A 25,011-nucleotide genomic window follows, 5' to 3' on the forward strand; every position below is an offset into this window, starting at 1 on the left:
TAAGCCAAGGACTTGTGTGACATCAAGTCACAAAGCCGGCTCCCGCGGGTCCGAAGCGTCAAATTGCCGGGACTTGGTTAGCTTGCGGCGTAAATTCGCCGGCATTAGCTCCCACCCACAGCGACCGGCCGGCGCTGCGATAACCTTTCGAAGCCAGAAGTGGCATAGTCGGGCCAACCGATTCGCCGCCTTCGCGGCCATCAAAACGTATCAAGATATATGTCCAAGCAGTTGAAAACAAAACAAAAAGACGATTTGTTCGACGGCAATGGGCCGAAGGGGCGTGCTTCTGCCCCGAAGCCAGCGCCGCGCGGAACCGGCGGTGAGGCCGACTACACGGCCGCCGACATCGAGGTGCTCGAAGGCCTGGAACCGGTGCGGCGCCGGCCCGGCATGTATATCGGCGGCACCGACGAGAAGGCGCTGCATCACCTCTTCGCCGAAGTCATCGACAACTCGATGGACGAGGCGCTGGCCGGACACGCGACCTTCATCGGCGTCGAGCTCTCCGCGGACGGCTTTCTCACCGTGACCGACAACGGCCGCGGCATCCCGATCGATCCGCATCCGAAGTTTCCGAAGAAGTCGGCGCTTGAAGTCATCATGTGCACGCTGCATTCGGGCGGCAAGTTCGACAGCAAGGTCTACGAGACCTCGGGCGGCCTGCACGGCGTCGGCATCTCCGTGGTGAACGCACTCTCCTCGCGGCTCGAGGTCGAGGTCGCGCGCGGCCAGAAGCTGCATCGCATGACATTCGAGCGCGGCCATCCCAAGGGCAAGCTCGAGGATCTCGGCAAGGTCAACAACCGCCGCGGCACGCGGGTGCGGTTCAAGCCCGACACCGACATCTTCGGCGCCAAGGCCGCGTTCAAGCCGCAGCGCCTCTTCAAGATGACGCGCTCGAAGGCCTATCTGTTCGGCGGCGTCGAGATTCGCTGGAACTGCGCGCCCGAGCTGCTCAAGGGCATCGAGGATGTTCCGCCGGAAGCGACCTTCCACTTCCCCGGCGGCCTCAAGGACTATCTGGCGGCGGCGATCCACGCCGACACGCTGGTGCATCCCGACATTTTCTCGGGCAAATCGGGCCGCAACGGTGCGCATGGCGCCTGCGAATGGGCCGTGGCCTGGACTGCGGATGCCGACGGCTTCCTCTCCTCCTACACCAACACCGTGCCGACGCCCGACGGTGGCACCCACGAATCCGGCCTGCGCAGCGCGCTGTTGCGAGGCCTGAAGGATCACGCCGAGCGCGTCGGCCAGGGCAAGCGCGCTTCGTCCATCACCTCGGAAGACGTGATGGTCGGTGCCGCCGTGATGCTGTCCGTGTTCGTGCGCGAGCCTGAATTCCAGGGCCAGACCAAGGATCGCCTCGCCACCGCTGAAGCGCAGCGCATCGTCGAACAGGCGATGAAGGATCCGTTCGACCATTGGCTGTCGGGCAATCCGAACATGGCCAACCGGCTGCTCGATTTCGTGATCGATCGGGCCGAAGAGCGGCCGCGACGCCGTCAGGAAAAGGAAACCGCGCGCAAAACCGCGGGCAAGAAACTGCGCTTGCCCGGCAAGCTCGCCGACTGCACCGATGCCGGCACCGACGGCTCCGAGCTCTTCATCGTCGAGGGTGACTCGGCTGGCGGCAGCGCCAAGCAGGCGCGCGACCGCAAAACCCAGGCCGTGCTGCCGCTGCGCGGCAAGATCCTCAACGTCGCCTCCGCCGGCAAGGACAAGCTGACGGCGAACGCCCAGCTTTCCGACCTGGTGCAGGCAATCGGCTGCGGCCAGCTGCTGCACTATCGCGAAGAGGATCTGCGCTACCAGCGCATCATCATCATGACCGACGCCGACGTCGACGGCGCACACATTGCTTCGCTGCTGATCACCTTCTTCTACCGGCAGATGCCGAAGCTGATCGACGAGGGTCACCTTTTCCTCGCCGTGCCGCCGCTCTACAAGCTGACCCATGGCACCAAGTCGGTCTACGCGCGCGACGACAAGCACAAGGAAGAGCTGATCAAGAGCGCGTTCAACGCCAACGCCAAGGTCGAGGTCAATCGCTTCAAAGGCCTCGGCGAGATGATGCCGGCGCAGCTCAAGGAAACCACCATGGATCCGAGCAAGCGGACCCTGCTCAAGGTGGTCCTGCTCCCCGACGATCGCGACACCACAGCAGATTCGGTGGAGCGCCTGATGGGCACCAAGGCCGAAGCGCGCTTCGCCTTCATCTCCGACAAGGCCGAGTTCGCCAGTGAGGAGCTGCTGGACGTCTGATTCGGTGATTCCCGCTGAAAAGCCCCGGGAGACCGGGGCTTTTTCATTTGGGACGGACGATCGAGCCCGTCACGGACGTCATCCGCAGCATTTTACCTCGCGGACGCGCAGGTCGGCCAACGACTCACAGCGGCCGGTCGGCGAGCCAAAGCTGAGGCGGGACTGCCTTCGTCTCGGACAAATGCGAATTCCTGACAAAACCCTACCCGGACAGACGAGGCAGAGACCGGCGTAATACATTGGAATCACATCTGTTTTCGAGGAGCCAGTGATGACACCTCATAACCCGGATGGCGGGCGTTTTCCGGCGACTGTGCCTGCCCTGCAACAGCATTTCGGCGAGAACCGTCTATAGTCCGGGCATCAGATCACACGGACTTCACAGCGCTCGCGCCTGCTACGGACCTAAGGTTGGGGATTTAGTCATGAAGAAGATTGTACTCGCAATGACCGCGGTTGCGGCGATGACCGGTTCGGCTTCGGCGGCTGACCTTGCGGCCCGTCCCTACGTGAAGGCGCCGATGGCGGCTCCGGTTGCCAACTGGACCGGCTTTTACATCTTCGGCGGCGGCGGCGGCGGCCTCTCGAATGCTGACCAGAGCGTCGTGGATACGGCCACCGGCACGCCGTTGACGATCACGCAGCGCCAGGGTGGTTCGGGCTGGTTCGGCACCGTCGGTCTCGGCTACGACTGGCAGTTCAGCGGCACCTGGGTCGCCGGTGTATTCGCTGACGGTCAGTTCGGCAGCATCCGCGCCACCATCCAGGATCCGCTCCTGGGCATCACCGGCAGCCAGAAGCTGGAAGACTCTTGGGCCGCTGGTATCCGCCTTGGCTGGCTGGCCGCTCCGAACGTTCTCACCTACGTCAATGGCGGTTACTCGGGCGCCCACTTCGGCCAGACCAACTTCACTGACCTTGCTGGCGTTCCGGTCGGTGCCCATCTCAACAGCTACAACCGCAACGGCTGGTTCATCGGCGGCGGCGTCGAGAATAGCTTGAATTTCTTCGGCATCTCTTCGCCCGGCTGGTTCATGAAGACCGAGTACCGCTCGGCGTTCTACAATGCCAAGACCCAGGACGAATTGTTCGACGTCAGCAACGCTCCGGTCGGCAACAGCATCCGCGCCAACAGCTGGAACCAGACGATCTCGACCTCGCTGGTCTACCGCTTCAACTGGACCGGCCCGGTCGTCGCCAAGTACTGAGCTGATCTGAATTCAACTTCAGACGCAAAGCCCCGGCATTGCCCGGGGCTTTTCCGTTTTCGGAGGCTTGAGCGATTGATGCTCGCCGTCAACGACCTGCTTGCGCCGGCGATGCCCGGGATGGTCTCGACGGACATGCGTTCTCGCGCGGCCTTGCATCCCTGCCCATTGTATCTGAACCGAAGCTACGGCTAGTCTGGCCGCAAGCTCTCGCGACCTGCGGCGGTGCTTTGTGCCGTAGGCCGCGACAGAATCAGACCGATAGGAGGATGCATGCGCAGATTTCTGCTGATCGCAGGCCTGTTTGCCCTCGCTGTCGGGCTGCTCTGGATCGGACAAGGCACGGGCACCGTTGCCTGGCCCCGATCGAGCTTCATGGTCAACCAGCTGCAATGGGCCGGCTATGGCGCCGCCATGGCAGGCTTCGGGCTGGTGCTGATCTGGCAAAGCAACCGATAGAAGAAACCAGGACGTGAAAGCATGACATCCAACCGGTTCGATCTCCGCGGCAAGGTCGCGATCGTCACAGGAGGCAATGGCGGCATCGGACTCGGCCTAGCCCATGGGCTTGCGGACGCCGGCGCCGATATTGCCGTGGTCGGGCGCAACGAAGCCAAGTCGGCTGCAGCGGTCGTCGACCTCAAAGCGCGCGGCGTAAAGGCGATTGCCGTCACCACTGACGTTACCGATAAGGCGGCAATCGCCGCGATGATCGACCGTGTCGTCCGGGATCTCGGCCGCATCGACATCCTGATCAACAATGCCGGCATGAGCATCCGCAAGCCGCCGCACGAGCTCGAGCTCGACGAGTGGAACAAGGTGATCGACACCAACCTCACCAGCGCCTTTCTGTGCTCGAAGCTGGCCTATCCGGCGCTGAAGGCGTCGGGCAACGGCAAGGTGATCAACATCGGCTCGATGATGTCGATCTTCGGCGCGAGCTTCGCGACTGCCTATGCGGCGAGCAAGGGCGGCATCGTGCAGTACACGCGCGCCTGCGCCAATGCCTGGGCGCCCGACAACATCCAGGTCAATGCGATCCTGCCGGGCTGGATCGACACCGATCTCACCCGGGGCGCGCGACAGCAGGTGTCGGGCCTGCACGAGCGCGTGCTGGCGCGTACGCCCGCGGGACGCTGGGGCGACATCGACGACTTCGCCGGCATCGCGGTCTTCTTGGCCTCGCCCGCGTCGAACTTCGTCACGGGCACCGCGATCCCGGTCGACGGCGGATTCTCCATCATGGCGTGAGACGCCATCGCGTTGCAGGAAAAAGAAGCCCCGGACGAAGCCGGGGCTTTTAATTGTTGGCAGTACTCTTTTTTGGGTGTCGTTCGTTGAAGGCTCAGTAGCGCGCGATGACCGGCGCGTCGAACTTGTAGCTCGCACGGACGACGGCCCACTGGATGTCACGCGGTTTGGCATCGAACGTGTAATTGCCCGAGGGGCCGCCGAGCTGATAGGTCTGGCTGCCGAAAGCCGCGTAATTGTACTCGAGGCCGACGATCCAGTTACGGGTGATGCCGTATTCCCAGCCGGCGCCGACAGTCCAGCCGTTGGCCCAGTGGGTCTGACCGCCCGAGCCCGTCGCCGGGCCGACCGTGTCGGTCACCGAGAGACGGTTGTTCACGCCGGCATAGCCGCCCTTGATGTAGAACAGGTTGTTCTGAACCGCGAAGCCGGCGCGACCGACGACGGTCGCAAGGAGGTTCGCACGCCAGGTGAACACGTCGTCGCCCGCGCCGAACGCGGTGTTCACGACGGTGCCCTTGTTGTCGAGGCCGGAGATCGTTCCTTCCATGCCGAATACGTAGTTGTTGGCCTGCCAGTTGTAGCCGATCTGGGCGCCGCCCATGATGCCGGTGCCACGCTGACGATAGCCCTGGCCCGGCGTCAGATCGCCGAACGGCGCGCCGACGCCATTGTTGATGAACTGCTCATTGGTCCAGGCGCCACCGATGTGGCCGCCGACGTAGAAGCCGGTCCAGTTGAACAGCGGCTCGATATAGGCGGGCGCCTTGGTATAGGGACGCGCGGCGAGATCGGCGGCGGAAGCGGTGCCGGTCGAAACCAGAGCGGTCGTGCAGGCGAAGGCAGCAATCAATTTGTTACGCATGGTACATCCCGTGTCCTTTGATGGACGCACGCTCACACGCAGTTCTTACTCAAATTTGAATCAAGAAAGTTAAGGTGCCGGATTGGCGCATCGCGGCCTTTGACTCCGCGCGCGCTGTGGCTGGAACGCAACGCAAGGCGCGCGATTTAACGCGACATTATCCTTACCCAATCCCTGCGTTACGCCGCTGGGGCAGCCTTCGAATGCACATGCTCGGGCCGGACACCGAGCGCGATGAAGCGCGCCGGAATCCCCTGAAGCCATGGCAGTGCGGAGATCAACCGCAGCAGCAGCGGCACCTTGAGCGGGTGATCGCCGCCCTGTAGCGCGCCGCTGATGATGTGGTTCTGCACGATCACCTGCATCGCCTGGGTCATCTTCACCGGGAACTCGCGGCGGCGCCGCACGGCATCGAGCTCATCCTCCGATGGACAACCGCGCGTCAGTCTGTCCGCGAGCAGGTTTGCGGTCGCGACCGCATCCTGCACGGCAAGATTGACGCCGACGCCGCCGACCGGCGACATCGCATGCGCGGCGTCGCCGATGCAGAGCAGGCCCGGCCGCGCCCAGCGTGGCAGGCGGTTGATCGCAACGGTGAGAAGCTTGACGTCGTCAAAACTCTTCACGTCGGCAACTCCGGATCGAAGGACCGGCGCCATGCGGACGACGTCGTCGAGCAGTGCCTGCAACCCCCTCGCCTTCACTGCATCGTATTGCCCTTTGGCGATGACATAGGCGCATTGCCAATAACCACCGCGATCGAACGTCACCATCATCTTGCCGGGCTCGATCCGCGCAAACAGGTTTTCGGTCTCGTCCGGCTTGCGGCCGGCACGGAACCAGAGCACGTCCATCGGCGCGCCGATCTCCTCGACGCCAAGGCCCGCACGTTCGCGCACCGTCGAATGCCGGCCATCGCAGGCGATGGTGAGATCGGCCTCGATGTCGACGATGCCGTCGAGCGTCCTCACGCGCACGCCGGCGATGGCATCGCCGCGGCGGATCAGGTCGACGGCCTCCGTGCTCATCAGCACCTCGAGCGAGGCGAAGCGTCCGCCTGCCTCGCGCAGGAAATTGAGAAAATCCCACTGCGGCATGAAGGCGATGAACGGGTACTTCGTATTTAGCCGGCTGAGATCGGCGATCCGCACCTTGGTGCCGCCGAACAGGCCGTCCATCTTCTGCAAGCGCTGATGCGGCAGCTTGAGGAAGCCGTCGATCAGGCCGAGTTCGTCCATCACCTGGAGCGTCGAGGGATGCACGGTGTCACCGCGAAAATCGCGGAAGAAGTCGGCGTGTTTCTCCAGCACCACCAAGTCGATGCCGGCACGTCCCAGCAGATAGCCGAGCATCATGCCGGCCGGTCCGCCGCCGACGATGCAGCAGCGGACTTTCCGGACGCGCGACGGCTGATCTGGATTGACTGCTTCCATAGCTCGACCCTCACTGCTGCATCGTTCGGGCGATTGTAGCGCGGGCAAGCGTCGGGAGCATATTCAATTTGCGAAAGCGCCCAATTGTTACTGCGGTTGGCCGTGCGGAAGCTTTTGACCTCCGAGACGCTGCCGTCGCGGTAGGTCAATTCGACCGACATGAACTGCGTGGCCGGAGGCAGCTTCTCGTAGAGCAGCATGCCGGCTGTGATCGCCGAGGGATCGCGGAGGTCGCAAGGCGGCAGCTTCAGCACCTTGTCCTGCACCGCCGTGTCGATGCCGATCCGCACCTCGCGGATCGCGCAGCGGTACGACACCAGATGAGAATAATAGACCAGCAGCCCATTGAACTGACGGAATGACAGCCAGCTCGTGGCGGTCATGTCGAGGATCTTGCGCTGGTCGCGGATCAGCGCCGCTTCGGGATCGAACTTGATCGGGAACGGGCCCTGCATGTCGCCGGACGCATCGACATAGCGGACTTCGATGGTGCCGGCCTGCGCGTCCGGCGGCAGCTCGATCGACGGGTTCGGCATCCGCTTGCGCGTGCGCGGATCGAGCGCGTCGATGAAGCCGGTCTCGCGGAAATCACCATTGCCTGCCATGCGCCAGGACACACCGAGGGTGGGATCGGCGAAGGAGAAGGTCACGCTCCAGCCGCCATTGTGGCGCGAGAAGCTCGCGATCGGCGCGTTGGTGGTCTCTTCCTTCGGCACGCGCGGCACCGAGACGGGCGGCAGCGCCGCGACCTTCTGCGGCGGCGGATCGGCCGGACGCGCGGCTGCCGCATCCTTCGCGGCACCGCTGAGGAAGACGTCGTCGACCATCTGGTCGAAATAGACCGGCACCTGATTGTGCTTGACGGTGTCGGCCATCTCGCTGACCAGGCGGCGCGTATGCTGTGCGACCTGCACGAGGTTCTCGCCGGGCTGCAGCAGCTCCTTGGCGAAAGTGCGCGTGAACACCGAATTGGGATTGGCATCGTCGTTGGAAAGGCGATCGAGCGCGGTCTGGCGCGGGCCTGCCGAGAACACCGAGAACACGCCTTCGGGCAGCTGCGTCATCGGCGCGAGCCCACCACCGCCGGCCACGGCGCGCGTGCCGCTCCGCTCGAACGGATTGTTGCGGCAGGCGTCGAACACCAGGATCGAGGTGCGCGCCTTCTTGTTCTGGAGGCGCTCGACGACGCGATCTGCGAGAATGGAAGCGTCGCGCACCAGCTCTTCCTGGCCTTCGGTCGCCGCCGGCACGTCGGTCGGCAAGAGGTAGTTCTGGCCCGCGATCTCGAACCCGTGGCCGGCGTAGAAGAAGAACGCGGTATCGCCGGGCTCGATCGCCCGGTCGAACGCGAGCAGCGTCTCGGAGAATTGCTGACGGTTCTGGTTCTCGGCGACCATCACGGTGAAGCCGAGTTGCTTCAGCGTGTCGCCCATCGTGCGGGCGTCGTTGACGGCCTTCTGGAGCTTCGGAACGTTCCGGTAGTCGTTGTTGCCGACGACGAGCGCGACGCGCTTTTCGGCATACACGGCACCCGCGAAACCGCTGAGGGCTCGCGGCCACGCCAAGCGCCGCCAAACTTCTGAAAACCCGACGCATCATCCTGATTTTCCCGTTGCCGAACGGCTCCCCATTGGCTCCATGCGGACCTTACGCCGTTGATGTCATAGTCGGGCCAGCCGTAACGGCGGTCCAACCGGTCTGTCCCTCGGCTCCATGATCTGGCCTATGGCAGATTGCCGTGGAATCTGCTTTTTCTTCGGTAGAATTTTCTTGGGTGGAATTCAGTTCGAGACGAGGGGCTGCCGTGTATCGCTGGTGCACCGACGAGGTCGAGCCGCACGATCGTTTCGATTTCTGGCGCGAGGTGCGTGCCAAGGGGCTGTTCGGGGTCACCGCCGAGCTCGAGCGCGAACGGCGCGGCGACTTTTACGGCGAATTCTCGCTGAGCCAGGTCGGCAATGCCGCCCTCGTGGAGCTGAAGGCCTCGTCCTATGCGGTCGAACGGAGCCAGGCCGACATCGGCCACGCGCCCGGTGACAGCATCTGCGTCTACCAGCAGCTCGGCGGTGGCGGTTGGTTCGGCGGCATGCGCTCCAGCGACTTCGCCATCGCCAATGGCGGCTTTGCCACCAGCCATACCGACCTGCCCTACCGCACGAGGCCGCCGGGCGATTCCGGTTTCCATCTGCGGATCCTGAAGATCCCCGTCAGCGGCCTCGCGACACAGGACAAGCGCACGCGCGAGCTTGCGCCCAAGGTTTTCAACGATCCCGCTCTCGCACCACTGCTCGATGCCTGCTTTGCCGATCTCGGCGACGCTGCCGCGAATGATGGCTCGTCCGGCGCCGTCCCGCTGGTGCAGGCCTTGGGGCAGCTGGCGCTGATCGAGCGCGGCATCGTCAGGCCGGGCAGCCGGCGCGGACAGGCCGCGCTCCGGACCGCCCGCCTGTCGCTGGCGCAGCGCCTGATCGCGCGCCATCTGCAGGATCCCGATCTGACGCCGACGCGTGTCGCCGACCTGCTCGGCGTCTCGGTGCGCCATTTGCACATGCTGTTCGAGGTCGCCGACCGCAGCTTCTCGCTGACCGTGACGGAAGAGCGGCTGAAGCAGAGCCGCCGCTTGATGCGCGAAGCACCGGAGCGGCTGATCGCCGATATCGCCAGCGCCTGCGGCTTCGAGAGCCTGGCGACCTATTACCGGGTCTTTAACTCCGCCTATGGCATGGCGCCCGGCGATTTCCGGGCCCAGGCCGCAGGGGCGCGTTAACCACCGGGCTGGCCGCCGTGCCGAAAACCCGAGCCGGGCCCGGTATTTGGGTAAAAACATGAGGGTTTTTAGGGCCTTCCCGCGCCTGCTCCATTGACTTTGGCCGATTCCACCCTATGTTCCGGGTCGACGCGGCTCGGATCGAAGAGCGATTCCTGAGCCTGGCGCTTTGTTCGCGTGAGTCAGCACCCCCAGCTTCTTTGAGAGCGCGCCGTTTCGGGGTGGAACGCGACAGCCTTATTACCCTCGATTCCGAACGGCGGTTTCGACCAGAGGCTCAATGTCCTTTTCCAATCTCGGACTATCCGAAAAAGTCCTCGCCGCAGTGGCGGCCACCGGTTACACCACCCCCACCCCCATCCAGGAACAGGCGATTCCACACGTCCTCGCACGCAAGGACGTGCTCGGCATCGCCCAGACCGGCACCGGCAAGACCGCGGCCTTCGTGCTGCCGATGCTCACCATCCTCGAAAAGGGTCGCGCCCGCGCACGCATGCCGCGTACGCTGATCCTGGAGCCGACCCGCGAGCTCGCAGCGCAGGTGAAGGAAAACTTCGACCGCTACGGCGCCGGCCAGAAACTCAACGTCGCCCTGCTGATCGGCGGCGTCTCGTTCGGCGACCAGGATGCCAAGCTGACCCGCGGCGTCGACGTGCTGATCGCCACCCCGGGCCGGCTGCTCGACCATACCGAGCGCGGCGGCCTGCTGCTCACCGGCGTCGAGTTGCTCGTCATCGACGAAGCCGACCGCATGCTGGACATGGGCTTCATCCCGGACATCGAGCGCGTCTGCAAGCTCGTCCCCTTCACGCGGCAGACCCTGTTCTTCACCGCGACCATGCCGCCGGAGATCCGGCGCATCACCGAAACTTTCCTGCACAATCCGCAGAAGGTCGAGGTTTCGAAGCCCGCCACCACCGCAGTCACCGTCACGCAGTGTCAGGTTCCGGCCGGGCGCGAGGCGCACGAGAAACGCGAATTGCTGCGACGCCTGCTGCGCGAGGCCAAGGATCTCCAGAACGCGATCATCTTCTGCAATCGCAAGCGCGAGGTCGCGGTCGTTCACAAATCGCTTCAGAAGCACGGGTTCAGCGTCGGCGCCCTGCACGGCGACATGGACCAGTCGGCCCGCACGGCGGCGCTCGAGCAGTTCCGCAAGGGTGAGCTGCCGCTGCTGGTCGCCTCCGATGTGGCTGCCCGCGGCCTCGACATTCCCGAGGTCAGCCACGTCTTCAATTTCGACGTCCCCCATCATCCCGACGACTATGTTCACCGCGTCGGCCGCACCGGTCGTGCCGGCCGCAGCGGCATGGCGATTTCGCTGGTGACGCCGCTTGACCAGAAGTCGATGGTTGCGATTGAAAAGCTGATCGGCCAAAGCATTCCGCGCGCCGAGGGCGACTACGAAGTGCAGGCCAGCACGGGCGAGCACAGCGAGCGCCCGCGCGAGCAGCGCGGCCGCGAGCGTTCGCGCGGCGGGCGCGGCAAGCCGCAGCGCAGCCGTGACCGTGAGCGCAGCCATGAGCCGCGCGAGGCGCGTAGCGAGGCAAGACCCGCAGCCGAAGCACGGCCCGCCGCCGAGGCGAGGCCAGCACGCGAGGCAAGGCCGCCGCGCGAAGCGAGGCCTCCGCGCGAAGCCAAGGCTCCGCGCGAAGCAAACCCATCGTCAGAGCCGCGCCACGGTTCGCGCCAGCAAGCCAATCCATCGCATGTCCCGTCGATTGGCCGTCCCGAGCCGCGCCGCCAGCGCGAGCCCGATACCGAGCCTGGCGATCACTCGCATCTCCCCGCGTTCCTGCTCCGACCGGTCCGCTCCCCCGCCGGGGCCTGAAACCACGATGCACGCGTGAGTTGAACGGTCGATCATTTACCGACCGTTCACGATCGTCCGTTAGCCTACGAACATAATTTAAGTATTGCTGCGGTCGTGAGCGCACCGACCGTTGTGGGGTATGTTCTGTGGTCAAGGTTCTCGATGAACATGAACGCACGATGGCGTTCGCCGAGGTGGCGCTCGGTCAGATCCGATCATTGAAGCAAACCGCAATTCCCCGCAATTACGAGATCTGGTACGTCTATGCGACCGGCTACAACGCCCCGCTCAACAAGATCATCAACGAGACGCTGGCACGTAACGGCAAGCTGACCGAAGCCGATCTCGAGCAGATCTACGATACCTATCTCTCCCACATCAAGACGACCGACCGCATCGACAAGGTCGGCGCGCGCGTCATCCGCGAGATCGATGACGTGATGACCGTCTTGAGCGACGCGCTCGGCATGACCGGCGCCTATGACGCCAGCCTATCGGGTGCAACCGAGCAATTGTCCTCGGCGGAGAGCCGCGAGCAGATCAAGACGATCGTCGAGACGCTGCTGCGTTCGACCGGCGAGATGCGCGAGACCAACAAGGCGCTGGAAGACCGGCTGACACTGTCGAAGAACGAGATCAGCAATCTGCAGCAGAGCCTCGAGGCGATCCGCGCCGAGAGCCTGACCGATCCGTTGACCGGGCTCGGCAACCGCAAATATTTCGACCGCATGATCGGCATGGCCGTGCAGAGCGCACTCGCCTCGGGCGAGCCGTTGTCGCTGCTGCTGTTCGACATCGATCATTTCAAGTCGTTCAACGATTCCTACGGCCATCTCACCGGCGACCAGGTGCTGCGCCTGGTCGGCCTGTCCATGAAGCAGACCATCAAGGGCCAGGACATCACTGCGCGCTATGGCGGCGAGGAGTTCGCCGTGCTGCTGCCCAACACCGCGCTGCGCCAGGCTCTCACCGTCGCCGATCACATCCGCCGCGCCGTGATGGCGAAGGAGCTGAAGAAGAAATCGACCGGCGAGATCCTCGGCCGTGTCACCATCTCCGTCGGCGTCTCCATGCTGAAGCCAGGCGACGACACCGATGCCCTGATCGAGCGTGCCGATGCCTGCCTCTACGCCGCCAAGCGCAACGGCCGCAACCGCGTGATCTGCGAAGTCGACCCGGAATACGCGGTCGAGACCCACAACCGGGTGGCGTAAGGCGGGAAACTGCAGGCCGCGAGACGCGGGCCGCGCTTGACATTCCAACCTGACGAACGACATCTTCCTCGCCGCTTGCAGCGTCTGACCGCGCGTATCGAGGACTTGTTGTCGTGCCCAATCCTCATGATTTTCACAGGCCGCAATCGTCCTACACCAGGGACGAACTGCTGAGATCGAGCGAAGGCGGCTATTTCGGTCCCGGCAACGCGCAATTGCCGGCGCCGCCGATGCTCATGATGGACCGCATCACCGAGATCAGCCTGGACGGCGGCGAGTTCGGCAAGGGCCATATTGTCGGCGAACTCGACATTGCGCCGGAGCAGTGGTTTTTCGATTGTCACTATCGCGGTGACGCCATGATGCCGGGAAGTCTCGGCCTGGATGCGATGTGGCAGATGGTCGGCTACTGGCTCGGCTGGTCGGGCTCACCGGGCAAGGGCCGCGCCATCGGCGTCGGCGAGGTCGAGGTCACGGGCGCCATCACGCCGGAGACGCGATCCGTGCGCTACGAGGTCGCCATGCGCATGGTCCGCCGCGGCAAGCTGGTGCTCGGAATTGCCGACGGCCGCGTGCTTGCCGACGGCACTTGCGTTTTTGTGGCTAAGGATATGCGGGTTGGCCTCACCAAGGCTGTCGACTGAGCAAACGGTCTCGTCGGGTGGGCAAAGCGAAATGGTGGGCACGGCGCTCCGCGCCTTTCCCCACCCTACCGCACCGTTCTCTTGGTTGCTTTCTTGGCCGGACGCTTCTTGGCAGCAGGTTTCTTCGGTGCGGCCTTCTTCGCCACCGCTTTCTTCTTCGGCCGCTTCTTCACCTTGGCGCGCTGGGCGGCGGCGAGGGCCGCCCTCGCCCATTGCGCCAGTTCGTCGGAATCGTCGAACAGGCGCGCCGGCAACTCCCAATAGGAGTTCACCAGCACGGTCTTGGCGCGGGTCGAATACTGGAACGGTTTTGAGCCTTCCGCTTCAAAGTCGGGGATGGTTACCTCGTCGGCGCGGAAGAACAGGCCGGCGCGCAGGGCGAGCGCGAAGTTGATGCCGTCGGCGGAGATGCCGTAGCCGGAGAACATCTTGCGGATGGCGACAGGGCCGAAATCGGCGAACAGGTCAGTCAGGAATTCGCGATCCATGGGCAAACTCTCTCGTGCCCCGGATGCAGCGCAGCGTGAAACGGTGCGCTGCTGAGCCGGGGCCCAGCCATCTTTGTACTGGTGACTATAGCGTGAGTCCCGCAAGGGCGCTGCAGCGCGTCCGGGACACGAGAGCAACGACCGAGAAACCTACCCGTCGATCTGCGCCGGGCGCAGCTCGACCGACTCGCCGCAGCCGCATGCGGAGATCTGGTTGGGGTTGTTGAAGACGAACTGGGCCTGCATCTTGTCGGCCTTGTAGTCCATCTCGGTGCCGAGCAGGAACAGCACGGCCTTGGGGTCGACCAGTATCTTGACGCCCTTGTCCTCGACAACCTCATCGGTGGGGCGGATATCGTGGGCGTATTCGACCGTGTAGGACTGGCCGGCGCAGCCGCCATTCTTCACGCCGACACGCAGGCCGACGATCTCGGAGTCCGCGCGCTGGGTCAGTTCACTGATGCGCTGGGCAGCAGCATCGGTCAGCCGCATCACCTGCGGGCGCGGGCGCCGCTGCTTCGGAGTGGATGCTGGTGTCGAGCCGGACGAGATCTGGGTCATCTTATTTATGTGGTCCGTTGCGGAACGAATTCAATATCGAGGCTACGCGTCACCACATGTTCAGGACGAGGCGCGCCTCGTCGCTCATGCGTTCCGGCGACCAGGCCGGCTCCCAGACGACCTTGACGTCGACCACGCCGACGCCGGGAACGCTGGCGACCGCGTTCTCGACCATGGTTGGCAACTCGCCGGCGGCCGGACAGTTCGGCGTCGTCAGCGTCATCTGCACGTCAACGGAGCGATCGTCCTTGATCTCGACCTTGTAGATCAGGCCGAGTTCGTAGATGTCGGCGGGGATTTCCGGGTCGAACACGGTCTTGAGGCCGGCGATGATCTCGGTCGTGAGACGCTCGGTCTCCTCCGGCGGCAGCGCCGAATGGGTCTCCATCGGATTGGCTTTGATTTCGGCCGTGTCACTCATGCGAACAAATCCCGCGCCTTCAACAGCGCCTGTGCCAGATGATCGACTTCTTCCCGCGTATTATACATGCCGAACGAGGCCCGGCAGGTGGCGGTCACGTTGAACCGCTCTAAAAGCGGCATCACGCAATGGGTGCCGGCGCGCACCGCGATGCCCTGGCGGTCGATCACGGTGGCGACGTCATGGGCGTGCGCGCCCTTGAGCTCAAAGGAGATCACCGGGCCCTTGCCCCGTGCGGTGCCGATCAGACGCAGCGAGTTGATCTCGCGCAAGCGATCCTGGGCGTAAGTGACGAGATCGCGCTCGTGCTCGGCGATGCGCTCCTTGCCGATTGACTTGACGTAGTCGATGGCCGCGCCAAGGCCCACGGCCTCGACGATCGCGGGCGTGCCCGCCTCGAATTTATGCGGGGGATCGCCGTAAGTGACGATCTCGCGCGAGACCTCGCGGATCATCTCGCCGCCGCCGTTATAGGGGCGCATCGCGACGAGGTGGTCATACTTGGCCCAGAGCACGCCGATGCCGGTGGGACCGTACACCTTGTGGCCGGTGAAAACGTAGAAGTCGCAGCCGATATCCTGAACGTCGACGGGCAGATGCACCGCGCCCTGGCTGCCGTCGACCAGCACGGGAATGCCGCGGGCATGGGCGATCTTCACGACGTCCTTGACCGGCACGATGGTGCCGAGTGCGTTCGACATCTGCGTGATCGCGACCAGCTTGGTCTTCGACGTCAACAGCTTCTCGAACTCATCGATGAGGAAGTTGCCCTCGTCGTCGACCGGCGCCCACTTGATCACGGCACCCTGGCGCTCCCTCAGGAAATGCCAGGGCACGATGTTGGAGTGGTGCTCCATGATCGAGATGACGATCTCGTCGCCTTCTCCGATGTTCGGCCCACCCCAGGACGAAGCGACCAGATTGATCGCTTCCGTCGCGTTGCGGGTGAAAATCACTTCCTCTGTACGCGCAGCGTTGATGAACTGAGCGGCCTTGGTGCGGCCGCCCTCATAGGCTTCGGTCGCGGCGTTGGCGAGGTAATGCAGGCCGCGATGGACGTTGGCGTATTCGGATGTATAGGCCTGCGTCATGCGCTCGAGCACGGCGCTCGGCTTCTGCGCGGAGGCCGCATTGTCGAGATAGACCAGCGACTTGCCGTAGACCTGCATCGCGAGCGCCGGAAAATCCTGGCGCACGCGCGCGACGTCATATGCGCCGTTCCTGACTGCGGGATGCGTGCTCATGACCGGCGCTCCAGCCAGCGCTCGGCAATGCCGATCACATGCTCGCGCAAGCCATCATCAGCGATCTGCTCGATCGCTTCGCCCACAAAGGCCTGAATCAGCAGCGCCTGGGCCTGCTTCTCCGGCAGGCCGCGTGCCTTCAGATAGAACAACAGGTTCTCGTCCAGCGCGCCGGCGGTGGCGCCGTGGCCGCAGGATACGTCGTCGGCAAAGATTTCCAGCTCGGGCTTGTTGTCGGCCTCGGCTTCGTCCGAGAGCAAGAGCGCCCGGGTCATCATCTTGCCGTCCGTCTTCTGCGCATCGGGACGGACGATGATGCGGCCCTGGAACACCGAATGGGCACGATCGTCAATCACCGCGCGAAAAACCTCGCGGCTGACGCAGTTGGGCACGGCATGATCGACCACCAGCGTGGTGTCGCCATGCTCGGTCTTCTGCAGCAGGTTCACGCCGTTGACCGAGAGATCGCTGCCCTCGCCCGCCAGCGTGATGAAGCCTTGCAAGCGGCTGACGGCAGCACCGGTGGTCATGTTGAAGAAGTTGAGTTTGACGTTGGCGCCGACCGTCACGAAATGCGAGGTCACGTTAAACGCGTCGGCCGCATCGTCCATCAGGCGGATATGCGCGACATCGGCATCGTCACCGACCGTGACGAGCACGGCGTCGTTGATCTGGTAGGCCTTGGCGCCAGCCGCAACGAAACTCTCGACGATGGTGGCGCGAGCGCCTTTCCCGATCGCGACCCGCGAACGGGTGAAGGCCGACGCGGATGCCGCGGTGGCGATGTGGATGATCTGGATCGGCGCGGACAACTGGGCGCCGTCAGCAATCGACAGCACGAGTCCATCGGTCGCCATCGCCGCGTTGAGCGCGATCACGGCATCGGTGGCACCGGTCTGCAGCAGGCCTGCATCTTTCTCCAGCGCCTCCCGCAATGTCTTGAAGCTCGCCTCGGGAGCGAGCGCCTTCGCGTCGGAGAGATCGGCCGCGAACACGCCGTCGACCAGCACGAGCTTGCGGGCTCCCTCGATCGCGTGCGCCTTGACCGCCTCCGCGGCGCGCTTCATCGCAGCCGCATCGGGTGCGGCCGCCAGCGGCAGCACCTCGCCGACCAGCGCGCGGAGATCGGTGTATTTCCATTCCTCGATCCGGCGGTGCGGCAGGCCGAGACGCTCATAGGTCTCGAATGCCTCGCGGCGCGCCGCGATGACGGACGGCGAACCCGGCAGCCGGCCTTCGGCGCTGGTGAAGAGATCGCTCACCGCGCGGCCCTTTCCGGTCTTTGCCACAGCAACGTTCATCGCAAAATTCCTTACGCGGCGTCCTCGAACTGGGCGTAGCCAGACGCTTCCAGCTCCAGCGCCAGTTCCTTGCCGCCGCTCTTCACGACGCGGCCCTTCGACATCACGTGCACGACGTCGGGCACGATGTAGTTCAGCAGCCGCTGATAGTGGGTGATCACGACCATGGCGCGCTTGGGCGAATGCAGCGCGTTGACACCATCGGCCGCGATGCGCAGCGCGTCGATGTCGAGGCCCGAATCCATCTCGTCGAGGATGCACAGGCTCGGCTCGAACAGCGCCATCTGGAGCACCTCGTTGCGCTTCTTCTCGCCGCCGGAGAAGCCGACATTGACGCCCCGCTTGAGCATGTCCTGCGGAATGTTGAGCGACTTCGAGACCTCGCGAACCTTCTTCAGAAAGTCCGGCACCATCAATTCGCTCTCGCCGCGCGCCTTGCGCTGGGCATTGAGTGCGGTGCGCAGGAAATTCATGGTGGTGACACCGGGAATCTCGACCGGATATTGGAACGCCAGGAACACGCCCTTGGCCGCTCGCTCCTCGGGAGCCATCTCCAGGAGGTCCTCGCCTTTGAACAGGATCTGGCCGCCGGTGACCTCATAGCCGGGCTTGCCGGCAATGACATGGGACAACGTCGACTTGCCGGAGCCGTTCGGCCCCATGATCGCGTGGATCTGGCCCTCGTTCACGGTCAGCGTCAGCCCATGGAGGATCTCACGCTCCTCGACACGAACCTGCAGGTCTTTCACTTCAAGCAAAGCCATCATTTTTTCCATCTATTCCCTCATCCTGAGGAGCGCCGCAGGCGCGTCTCGAAGGAATGAGGCCAACAATCTTTCCGATTTCCATCCTTCGAGACGGCCGCCTACGCGGCCTTCTCAGGATGAGGCCGGAGCTAGCCAACCGACCCTTCAAGCGAGATCGAGATCAGCTTCTGCGCTTCCACCGCGAATTCCATCGGCAGCTGCTGCAGCACGTCCTTGACGAAGCCGTTGACGACCAGGCCGACAGCCTCTTCCTGGCTGAGCCCGCGCTGAACGCAGTAGAACAGCACGTCCTCGGAGATTTTTGAGGTCGTCGCCTCGTGCTCGAACGTCGCCGAGGAGTTCTTGGCCTCGATATACGGCACGGTGTGCGCGCCGCATTTGTCGCCGATCAAAAGGGAATCGCAGGCGGTGAAGTTGCGCGCGCCGGTCGCTTTCCGGTGCGCGGTGACAAGGCCGCGATAGGTGTTCTGCGACTTGCCCGCGGCGATGCCCTTGGAGATGATGCGGCTCGACGTGTTCTTGCCGAGGTGAATCATCTTGGTGCCCGAATCGACCTGCTGGAAGCCGTTCGAGATCGCGATCGAGTAGAACTCGCCACGGGAATTATCACCGCGGAGAATGCAGCTCGGATATTTCCAGGTGATCGCCGAACCGGTCTCGACCTGGGTCCAGGAGATCTTGGAATTGTTGCCGCGGCAGTCGCCACGCTTGGTGACGAAATTGTAGATGCCGCCCTTGCCTTCCGAATTGCCCGGATACCAGTTCTGCACCGTGGAATATTTGATCTCGGCGTCATCGTGCGCGACGAGCTCGACCACGGCGGCATGCAGCTGGTTCTCGTCGCGCTGCGGCGCGGTGCAGCCTTCGAGGTAGGAGACGTACGAGCCCTTGTCCGCAATGATCAGCGTGCGCTCGAACTGACCGGTGTTGCGCTCGTTGATGCGGAAATAGGTCGACAGCTCCATCGGGCAGCGCACGCCCGGCGGCACGTAGACGAACGAGCCGTCCGAAAACACCGCCGAGTTCAGCGTCGCGTAGAAATTGTCGGAGGTCGGAACCACCGAGCCGAGATATTTCTGCACCAGCTCGGGATGCTCGCGGATCGCCTCCGAGATCGGCATGAAGATCACGCCGGCCTTCTTGAGCTCGGCCTTGAAGGTGGTCGCAACCGAGACCGAATCGAACACAGCATCGACCGCGATCTTACGGCGCGCCGGGTCTTCCTCGCCGGGCTTAGGCTCGACGCCTTCGAGCATCGCGACCTCCCGCAACGGGATGCCAAGCTTCTCGTAGGTCTTCAGGATCTCCGGATCGATTTCGTCGAGCGAGGTGATCGTCTTCTTCGGCTTCGGCGCCGAATAGTAATAGAGGTCCTGGAAGTCGATCTTGGGATAGTCGACGCGCGCCCAGGTCGGCTCGGTCATGGTGAGCCAGCGCCGATAGGCCTCGAGCCGCCACTGCAGCATCCAGGCGGGTTCGTTCTTCTTCTCGGAGATGAACTTGACGGTCTCTTCCGACAGCCCCTTGGGGGCCTTGTCGGACTCGATCAGGGTCTCAAACCCATAACGATACTGATCGACGTCGATGCGCTTCACGCGCTCGACCGTCTCTTGCACGGCTGGCATTCTATCCTCCGCTCGCGGTTTCAAGGACCGCGGTGGATCAAACTCGGACGAGTATTACGATGTTTCTTGGCGAAACGCACGGGCTTAGAACCGTTCAAGCCGTGTTTCGTCGCTTAGCCCTTAAGTAGGGCATTACCGAGCTTTCGCCAAGCCTCTAACGCCCTGTTGATGTCATCGGCTTCCGTGGACCAGCCCAGACTGAGGCGCACCGCTCCTTGGGCCACGGTGGCATCGTACCCCATCGCCGAGAGCACATGGGAGGGCTGGACCTTGCCGGAGGAACAGGCCGAGCCGGAGGATACGGCGACGCCTTCGAGGTCAAAGCCGATCACGGCAGTCTCGGCCTTGAGCCCCGGGGCGGTGAACAGGACGGTATTTGGCAACCTCTTCATGTCTTCTGCGAAGATGGTCGCCCCGGCAATGCCACGAAGGCCATTTGCCAAGTGATCTCTGTGACTTGTCATACGCTCCGCATCCTCCGGCAGAGCCTCAAGCGCCGCTTTCACCGCCGCCCCAAAACCGGCGATGCCGGCGACGTTCTCGGTTCCCGCCCGCCGGCCGAACTCCTGTCCGCCGCCCCGGAGCACCGGTTCCAACCCGGCAAGCCCTTCGGCCACGACGAGCGCGCCGATGCCTTTAGGAGCGCCGATCTTGTGCCCAGAAAAGGTCGCAAGGTCTGCGCCTACCTCATTAATGTTGAAAGCAATTTTGCCGAGTGCCTGGATCGCGTCGACGTGCAGGAGGCCGCTGGCCTCGTGGACGATCCGCGCGGCCTCAGCGACCGGCTGGAGCGCGCCGGTCTCATTATTGGCCGCCATGATCGAAACCAGCGCCGGCGGGCCGTCCGCGAGCAGCGCACGGAGGTGATTGAGATCGACGACGCCGGAGCGCATGACACGGATCCGGCCGATGTCGCCGGCCGGGAACCGGCCGCCCGCGAGCACCGAGGCATGCTCGACCGCGGAAACCACGAGTCGCCGCACCGGCTCACCCGATCGGCTGCGCAAGCCGGGCGACAGCGCCAGCGCGTTGGCCTCAGTTCCGGCCGAGGTGAAAATCACGTTTCGCGGCAGCGCGCCGACAGCCGCCGCAAGCGAGCTTCGGGCGTCCTCGACCAACCGCCGCGCCTCCCGTCCCTCGGCATGGACCGAAGACGGATTCCCGATCAGTTCGTAAGCGGCCAGCATCGCTGCGCGCGCCTCGGCGCGCAGCGGCGTGGTCGCATTCCAGTCGAGATAGACGCGGCTTAGCATGAAAGTAATATATTACCCTGTGCGCGGGACCTACTCCGCCGCTTCGCCCGACATGGGCTCCCGCCGGGCGCTTGGCAACCGCGATTCCCAATCAACGCCTGGCCATGACACGACGGTGACACGCTAACATCTTGAGCTCATTGCCGGATGTTCAAGATGCTTGCTTTTTGACCCTCGCCTCATGTTAGAACGCGCGCGTCAGTTCACCCGCGCGCCGCTCGCGCATCATCCGAGGGCGCCGCTCCACCCTTCCATTTGCGGCTTGGTCGGCCCAGCAGCCGATGAAGTTCCGACAGTCGGTTGGTTGTTGAGGACCGTCTTCCAGGAAATCAATCACGAGATCATCCATGCCTGAAGTTATTTTCACCGGTCCTGCCGGCCGCCTCGAAGGCCGCTATCACCCGGCCAAGCAGAAAAACGCGCCGATCGCGATGGTTCTGCATCCGCATCCGCAGTTCCACGGCACGATGAATCATCAGATCATCTACCAGTGCTACTACGCGTTCGCGCATCGCGGCTTCTCGGTGCTGCGCTTCAATTTCCGCGGTGTCGGCCGCAGCCAGGGCTCGTTCGACCACGGCACCGGCGAATTGTCGGATGCGGCAGCAGCCCTCGACTGGGCGCAGACCATCAATCCCGAGGCGCGCGCCTGCTGGGTCGCCGGCTTCTCCTTCGGCGCCTGGATCGGCATGCAGCTTTTGATGCGCCGCCCCGAGGTCGAAGGCTTCATCTCGATCGCGCCGCCCGCGAACCTCTATGACTTCTCGTTCCTTGCGCCCTGCCCGTCGTCGGGCCTGATCGTGCACGGCGAGAAAGATGCGGTGGTTCCGCCGAAGGACGTCAACACGCTGGTCGAGAAGCTGAAGACGCAGAAGGGCATCGTGATCGACCAGCAGGTCATCCCCGGCGCCAACCACTTCTTCGACGCCAAACTCGAGCCGCTGATGGAAACCATCACGGCCTATCTCGACATGCGCCTGGCCAACGTGCGCTGAGATTGACATGACCGCGTTCGTCGCCCTGCTGCGCGCGGTCAATGTCGGCGGCACCGGCAAGCTGCCGATGACCGAGCTCAAGGCGATGTGCGAAGAGCTCGGTTTCGGTGCCGTCCGCACCTACATCGCCAGCGGCAATGTGGTCTTTAGCAGCCGCAAATCGGAATCCGCCATCAAAGCCACGCTGGAAAAGCGTCTGCACACCTACTCCGGCGCGCCGATCGGTGTGCTCGTGCGCAGCGCTGGCGAGATGGCAAAGGTTTTGGCCGACAATCCCTTTGCCAAAACGGCGCCCAACCGCACGGTCGCGATCTTCCTCGACAAGGCGCCGCCCGTGGACACACTCGCCGAAATTCGCGGTCAGAAGGACGAAGAGGTCAAGCTCGGCCGCCGCGAGATCTACGTGCATTACGGCGACGGCATGGGGACCTCAAAACTCGTGATCCCCGCCGCCAAGACCGGCACCGCGCGCAACATGAACACCATCGCGACCCTGGCGAAGATGGCCATGGAGCTCTAGCTGACCGAGGACGACATCGCCCGGTTCGGGAGAGAAGCAGTGAAGGCGTATCTGGTGCTCGAGCTGTCCGTGAACGACGTCGCCGGCTTTATGCCTTGCCAACGGCTGCACCTGATCGCTGTGGCGCCGCCTAGGCCAGCTTGAGCGCTACGATTCCCATCATGACGAGCGCGATCCCGGCAAGCTTCATCGCGCTCAAGGTCTGCCGAACAGCACGACGCCCATGACGAAGGTGCCGGCGGCGCCTATTCCGGTCCATACCGAATAGGCGACGCCGATCTCGAGCACCTTCAACGCGCGCCCGAGCAGCGCGACGAAGGCGGCGAGCAGCACCAGCGAAACGGTGCTCCATCCGATGCGCGTGTAGCCTTCGGCATATTTCATCGAGATAGCCCAGCCGACATCGAGCGCGCCGGCGATCACCAGCATCAGCCAGGCCAGGGACTGCGACATAGTTCAGGCCGCGAGCTTCAGGAGATGCGCGTCGTGACGCGCGAGGAAAGCGCGCAGCAATTGCGGATAGTCCGCGCCGACCGCAGTGCGCACGCTCGGACGTTTCGCAAGCTCGCTCCGCCACGCCCGCACCTTCGGCACATCGCTGAAGATGCGATGCTCGGTCAGCTCATCGAACAGGTCGAAATAGCGGAAGATCGGAGCAAACACCGCGTCGACCAGGCTGAACGCCTCGCCGGCGAAGAACGGGCCTGTGCCGAGCGCGGCTTCGATGCGCCCGAACTTCGTCAGCAGCGCCTGGCGCTTGCTTTCGAACGTCGCGGGATCGGTCGTGGTCTCCAGGCCCCAGAGATCGCCGAGGATCGCCGAGCCGAACTCCATCCAGGCGCGGTGCTCGGCGCGCTTGAGCGCGTCAACCGGATGCAGCTTTGCGCCGGTTTGCGTCTCCTCGATGTACTCGCAGATCACGTTGCTCTCGAACAGCGCGACCTCGCCCTTGTCGGTCGTCACCACCAGCACCGGCACCTTGCCGAGCGGCGACAGTTTCAGAAACCAGTCCGGCTTGTTGGCGAGATCGATATCGACCCGCTCGAACGGCACGCCCTTCTCGTTGAGCGCGATCACGGCGCGCTGCACATAGGGGCAAAGCTTGTGGCTGATCAGTTTCAGTGAAGCGGTCATGACCCAATCCCGGCGGTTAGATGCAGTTGCATCAATATAGATGCATTTGCATGCACTCGTCAAGACGCCTCAGGGCCGCGCGATCACCCCGCCCGTCATCGGCATCGGCACGCCAGTCGTGGCCGGATAGGACAGCGGCAGGCCCTTCAGGCCGCGCGCGGCAAGGAAGCCGAAGGCCTGCGCCTCGATCGCGTCGGAGGCCCAGCCGAGAGTCTCGGCGGCCTCGACGGTGGCCGTGCCGACCCGCTCCCGCAGCATGCGCAGCATGGTGAGATTGCGGGCGCCGCCACCGCAGACGATCCAGCTTCGCGGCCGCCGCGGCAGCAACGGAATGACGCGCGCGATCGCAGCCGCAGTGAAGGCGGTGAGCGTGGCTGCGCCATCGGCCGGCAGCACATCGCCGAGCTTGAGCGCGGCAAAATCGTTGCGGTCGAGCGATTTCGGCGGCGGGGCTGCGAAGAACGGCAACTGAAGCGCGCGTGCGATCCAGGCCTCGTCGACCTTGCCGAGCGCCGCGAACTTGCCCTCCGCATCGAAGGCCCGGTTCATGGTGCGATACATGAAATCGTCGAGCAGCGCGTTGCCGGGCCCGGTGTCGCAGGCGACCAGCGTGTCGTTGCCGTCGATATAGGTGATGTTGGAGACGCCGCCGATATTGACCACGACAATCGGCCCTTCGCGCGCCAGCGAATTGGCGAGCGCCCGGTGGTAGACCGGCACGAAGGGCGCGCCCTGCCCGCCAGCCTCGACGTCGGCGGCGCGGAAGTCGTGCATCACGGGGATATGGATGGCCTTGGCCAGCGCCGGCGCATCGCCGATCTGCACCGTCAGCCGCCGCTCGGGCCGGTGCAGCACGGTCTGGCCGTGGAAGCCGACGATATCGATGTCTTCGGGCTTCATCCGGTTCTGGGCGATGAAGGCGGCCACGGCCTCGGCGTGCGCGAGCGTCACTGCGCGCTCGGCCTCGGCCAAAATCCCCGGCCGGGCATCGCGCTGCGCCAGGTGCACGGCCTCGGACAGCGCCTGGCGCAGCAGGTTGCGCTCGGCCGGGCTATACGGCCGGTAGCCGGACGGCCCGAACGCCTTGACCTGTTTTCCGTCGGTTTCGATCAGCGCGACGTCCACCCCGTCCAGCGAGGTGCCGCTCATCAAACCAAGTGCAGTCAACATCATGGGATCAGCGTCCTCAAAACACGCCCTCCGGCATGCCGATCTTGTGCCAGAGGGACACATCTTATA

At 64.0% G+C, this 25,011-nt stretch carries 23 protein-coding genes and 2 pseudogenes; 10 read left to right on the top strand and 15 right to left on the bottom strand.

Features of this window, described 5'->3' with window-relative positions:
- Positions 1–219: 219 nt before the first annotated feature.
- The 4 genes from parE to ACTGJ9_RS26170 all read left to right on the top strand — a co-directional run bounded on the left by parE (position 220) and on the right by ACTGJ9_RS26170 (position 4,727).
- Positions 220–2,268, top strand: a complete 2,049-nt coding sequence (gene parE, locus ACTGJ9_RS26155) for a DNA topoisomerase IV subunit B (protein ID WP_456673447.1) — start codon at positions 220–222, stop codon at positions 2,266–2,268.
- A gap of 425 nt (positions 2,269–2,693) precedes the next feature.
- Complete coding sequence (locus tag ACTGJ9_RS26160) at positions 2,694–3,476, top strand: outer membrane protein (protein WP_456673448.1); 783 nt, start codon at positions 2,694–2,696, stop codon at positions 3,474–3,476.
- 273 nt (positions 3,477–3,749) lie between these two features.
- Entirely contained in the window at positions 3,750–3,935 is a 186-nt protein-coding gene (locus ACTGJ9_RS26165) for a hypothetical protein (RefSeq protein ID WP_354136507.1), read from the top strand.
- Between the two features lie 21 nt (positions 3,936–3,956).
- The gene (locus ACTGJ9_RS26170; protein WP_456673449.1) at positions 3,957–4,727 is read left to right on the top strand and encodes an SDR family NAD(P)-dependent oxidoreductase; all 771 of its coding nucleotides are present in this window, start codon (positions 3,957–3,959) and stop codon (positions 4,725–4,727) included.
- Positions 4,728–4,821: 94 nt separating this feature from the next.
- Here the strand turns inward: ACTGJ9_RS26170 and ACTGJ9_RS26175 are convergent, their stop codons facing one another.
- The 3 genes and pseudogenes from ACTGJ9_RS26175 to ACTGJ9_RS26185 all read right to left on the bottom strand — a co-directional run.
- The gene (locus ACTGJ9_RS26175) at positions 4,822–5,592 is read right to left on the bottom strand and encodes an outer membrane protein (protein WP_456673450.1); all 771 of its coding nucleotides are present in this window, start codon (positions 5,590–5,592) and stop codon (positions 4,822–4,824) included.
- 179 nt (positions 5,593–5,771) lie between these two features.
- On the bottom strand, positions 5,772–7,025 hold the full coding sequence (locus ACTGJ9_RS26180) for an FAD-dependent oxidoreductase (RefSeq protein WP_456673451.1): 1,254 nt from the start codon (positions 7,023–7,025) through the stop codon (positions 5,772–5,774).
- Positions 7,026–7,108: 83 nt separating this feature from the next.
- Positions 7,109–8,624 (bottom strand): annotated as a pseudogene (locus ACTGJ9_RS26185) (caspase family protein); the annotation flags it as partial.
- A 205-nt stretch (positions 8,625–8,829) separates the two neighbouring features.
- On the opposite strand from ACTGJ9_RS26185, the gene ACTGJ9_RS26190 reads away from it, so the two are divergent.
- The 4 genes from ACTGJ9_RS26190 (at position 8,830) to fabA (ending at position 13,463) form a co-directional block, all read left to right on the top strand.
- Positions 8,830–9,792, top strand: a complete 963-nt coding sequence (locus ACTGJ9_RS26190) for a helix-turn-helix transcriptional regulator (RefSeq protein WP_456673452.1) — start codon at positions 8,830–8,832, stop codon at positions 9,790–9,792.
- Positions 9,793–10,072: 280 nt separating this feature from the next.
- Positions 10,073–11,623, top strand: a complete 1,551-nt coding sequence (locus ACTGJ9_RS26195; RefSeq protein WP_456673453.1) for a DEAD/DEAH box helicase — start codon at positions 10,073–10,075, stop codon at positions 11,621–11,623.
- Positions 11,624–11,751: 128 nt separating this feature from the next.
- Positions 11,752–12,819 carry a GGDEF domain-containing protein gene (locus ACTGJ9_RS26200; protein ID WP_456673454.1) on the top strand — a complete coding sequence of 356 codons (1,068 nt, stop codon included), beginning with the start codon at positions 11,752–11,754 and terminating at the stop codon, positions 12,817–12,819.
- Positions 12,820–12,932: 113 nt separating this feature from the next.
- Positions 12,933–13,463, top strand: coding sequence for a bifunctional 3-hydroxydecanoyl-ACP dehydratase/trans-2-decenoyl-ACP isomerase (gene fabA, locus ACTGJ9_RS26205; RefSeq protein ID WP_456673455.1), 531 nt, complete (start codon positions 12,933–12,935; stop codon positions 13,461–13,463).
- Between the two features lie 65 nt (positions 13,464–13,528).
- Here the strand turns inward: fabA and ACTGJ9_RS26210 are convergent, their stop codons facing one another.
- The 9 genes from ACTGJ9_RS26210 to ACTGJ9_RS26250 all read right to left on the bottom strand — a co-directional run bounded on the left by ACTGJ9_RS26210 (position 13,529) and on the right by ACTGJ9_RS26250 (position 21,472).
- Positions 13,529–13,951, bottom strand: coding sequence for a TfoX/Sxy family protein (locus tag ACTGJ9_RS26210; RefSeq protein WP_456673456.1), 423 nt, complete (start codon positions 13,949–13,951; stop codon positions 13,529–13,531).
- A gap of 150 nt (positions 13,952–14,101) precedes the next feature.
- Entirely contained in the window at positions 14,102–14,443 is a 342-nt protein-coding gene (locus tag ACTGJ9_RS26215) for a HesB/IscA family protein (protein WP_456678625.1), read from the bottom strand.
- Between the two features lie 118 nt (positions 14,444–14,561).
- Positions 14,562–14,933: an SUF system Fe-S cluster assembly protein gene (locus ACTGJ9_RS26220; RefSeq protein WP_148748806.1), complete on the bottom strand. Its 372-nt coding sequence runs from the start codon at positions 14,931–14,933 to the stop codon at positions 14,562–14,564.
- Entirely contained in the window at positions 14,930–16,177 is a 1,248-nt protein-coding gene (locus ACTGJ9_RS26225; RefSeq protein ID WP_456673457.1) for a cysteine desulfurase, read from the bottom strand. The genes ACTGJ9_RS26220 and ACTGJ9_RS26225 overlap by 4 nt, the downstream gene beginning before the upstream one ends.
- Positions 16,174–17,478, bottom strand: a complete 1,305-nt coding sequence (sufD, locus tag ACTGJ9_RS26230) for a Fe-S cluster assembly protein SufD (protein WP_456673458.1) — start codon at positions 17,476–17,478, stop codon at positions 16,174–16,176. Before sufD ends, ACTGJ9_RS26225 begins: the two co-directional genes overlap by 4 nt.
- 11 nt (positions 17,479–17,489) lie before the next feature.
- Positions 17,490–18,242, bottom strand: coding sequence for a Fe-S cluster assembly ATPase SufC (gene sufC / locus ACTGJ9_RS26235; protein ID WP_456678626.1), 753 nt, complete (start codon positions 18,240–18,242; stop codon positions 17,490–17,492).
- Positions 18,243–18,373: 131 nt separating this feature from the next.
- The gene (sufB, locus tag ACTGJ9_RS26240) at positions 18,374–19,870 is read right to left on the bottom strand and encodes a Fe-S cluster assembly protein SufB (RefSeq protein ID WP_456673459.1); all 1,497 of its coding nucleotides are present in this window, start codon (positions 19,868–19,870) and stop codon (positions 18,374–18,376) included.
- A 113-nt stretch (positions 19,871–19,983) separates the two neighbouring features.
- Entirely contained in the window at positions 19,984–21,123 is a 1,140-nt protein-coding gene (locus tag ACTGJ9_RS26245; protein WP_456673460.1) for a cysteine desulfurase family protein, read from the bottom strand.
- Positions 21,124–21,307: 184 nt separating this feature from the next.
- Complete coding sequence (locus ACTGJ9_RS26250; protein ID WP_456673461.1) at positions 21,308–21,472, bottom strand: hypothetical protein; 165 nt, start codon at positions 21,470–21,472, stop codon at positions 21,308–21,310.
- Between ACTGJ9_RS26250 and ACTGJ9_RS26255 the strand changes: the two genes are divergently transcribed.
- Both ACTGJ9_RS26255 and ACTGJ9_RS26260 read left to right on the top strand, forming a co-directional pair.
- Positions 21,471–22,118: an alpha/beta hydrolase gene (locus ACTGJ9_RS26255; RefSeq protein WP_007591562.1), complete on the top strand. Its 648-nt coding sequence runs from the start codon at positions 21,471–21,473 to the stop codon at positions 22,116–22,118. The two genes, ACTGJ9_RS26250 and ACTGJ9_RS26255, sit on opposite strands and share 2 nt — an antisense overlap.
- Before the next feature lie 7 nt (positions 22,119–22,125).
- A complete protein-coding gene (locus ACTGJ9_RS26260) occupies positions 22,126–22,638 on the top strand; it encodes a DUF1697 domain-containing protein (RefSeq protein WP_456673462.1) in 513 nt (170 codons plus the stop codon).
- A 130-nt stretch (positions 22,639–22,768) separates the two neighbouring features.
- Here ACTGJ9_RS26260 and ACTGJ9_RS26265 read toward each other — a convergent pair.
- The 3 genes and pseudogenes from ACTGJ9_RS26265 to ACTGJ9_RS26275 all read right to left on the bottom strand — a co-directional run bounded on the left by ACTGJ9_RS26265 (position 22,769) and on the right by ACTGJ9_RS26275 (position 24,945).
- Positions 22,769–23,091, bottom strand: a pseudogene (locus ACTGJ9_RS26265) (DMT family transporter).
- A 3-nt stretch (positions 23,092–23,094) separates the two neighbouring features.
- Positions 23,095–23,772, bottom strand: a complete 678-nt coding sequence (locus ACTGJ9_RS26270) for a glutathione S-transferase family protein (RefSeq protein WP_456673463.1) — start codon at positions 23,770–23,772, stop codon at positions 23,095–23,097.
- Between the two features lie 69 nt (positions 23,773–23,841).
- Positions 23,842–24,945 (bottom strand): anhydro-N-acetylmuramic acid kinase, encoded by a 1,104-nt coding sequence (locus tag ACTGJ9_RS26275; protein ID WP_456673464.1) that lies wholly within the window; start codon positions 24,943–24,945, stop codon positions 23,842–23,844.
- Positions 24,946–25,011: the final 66 nt, after the last annotated feature.

Origin of the sequence: Bradyrhizobium sp. RDM12, assembly GCF_051917485.1 — a bacterium.
Lineage (GTDB): Bacteria > Pseudomonadota > Alphaproteobacteria > Rhizobiales > Xanthobacteraceae > Bradyrhizobium.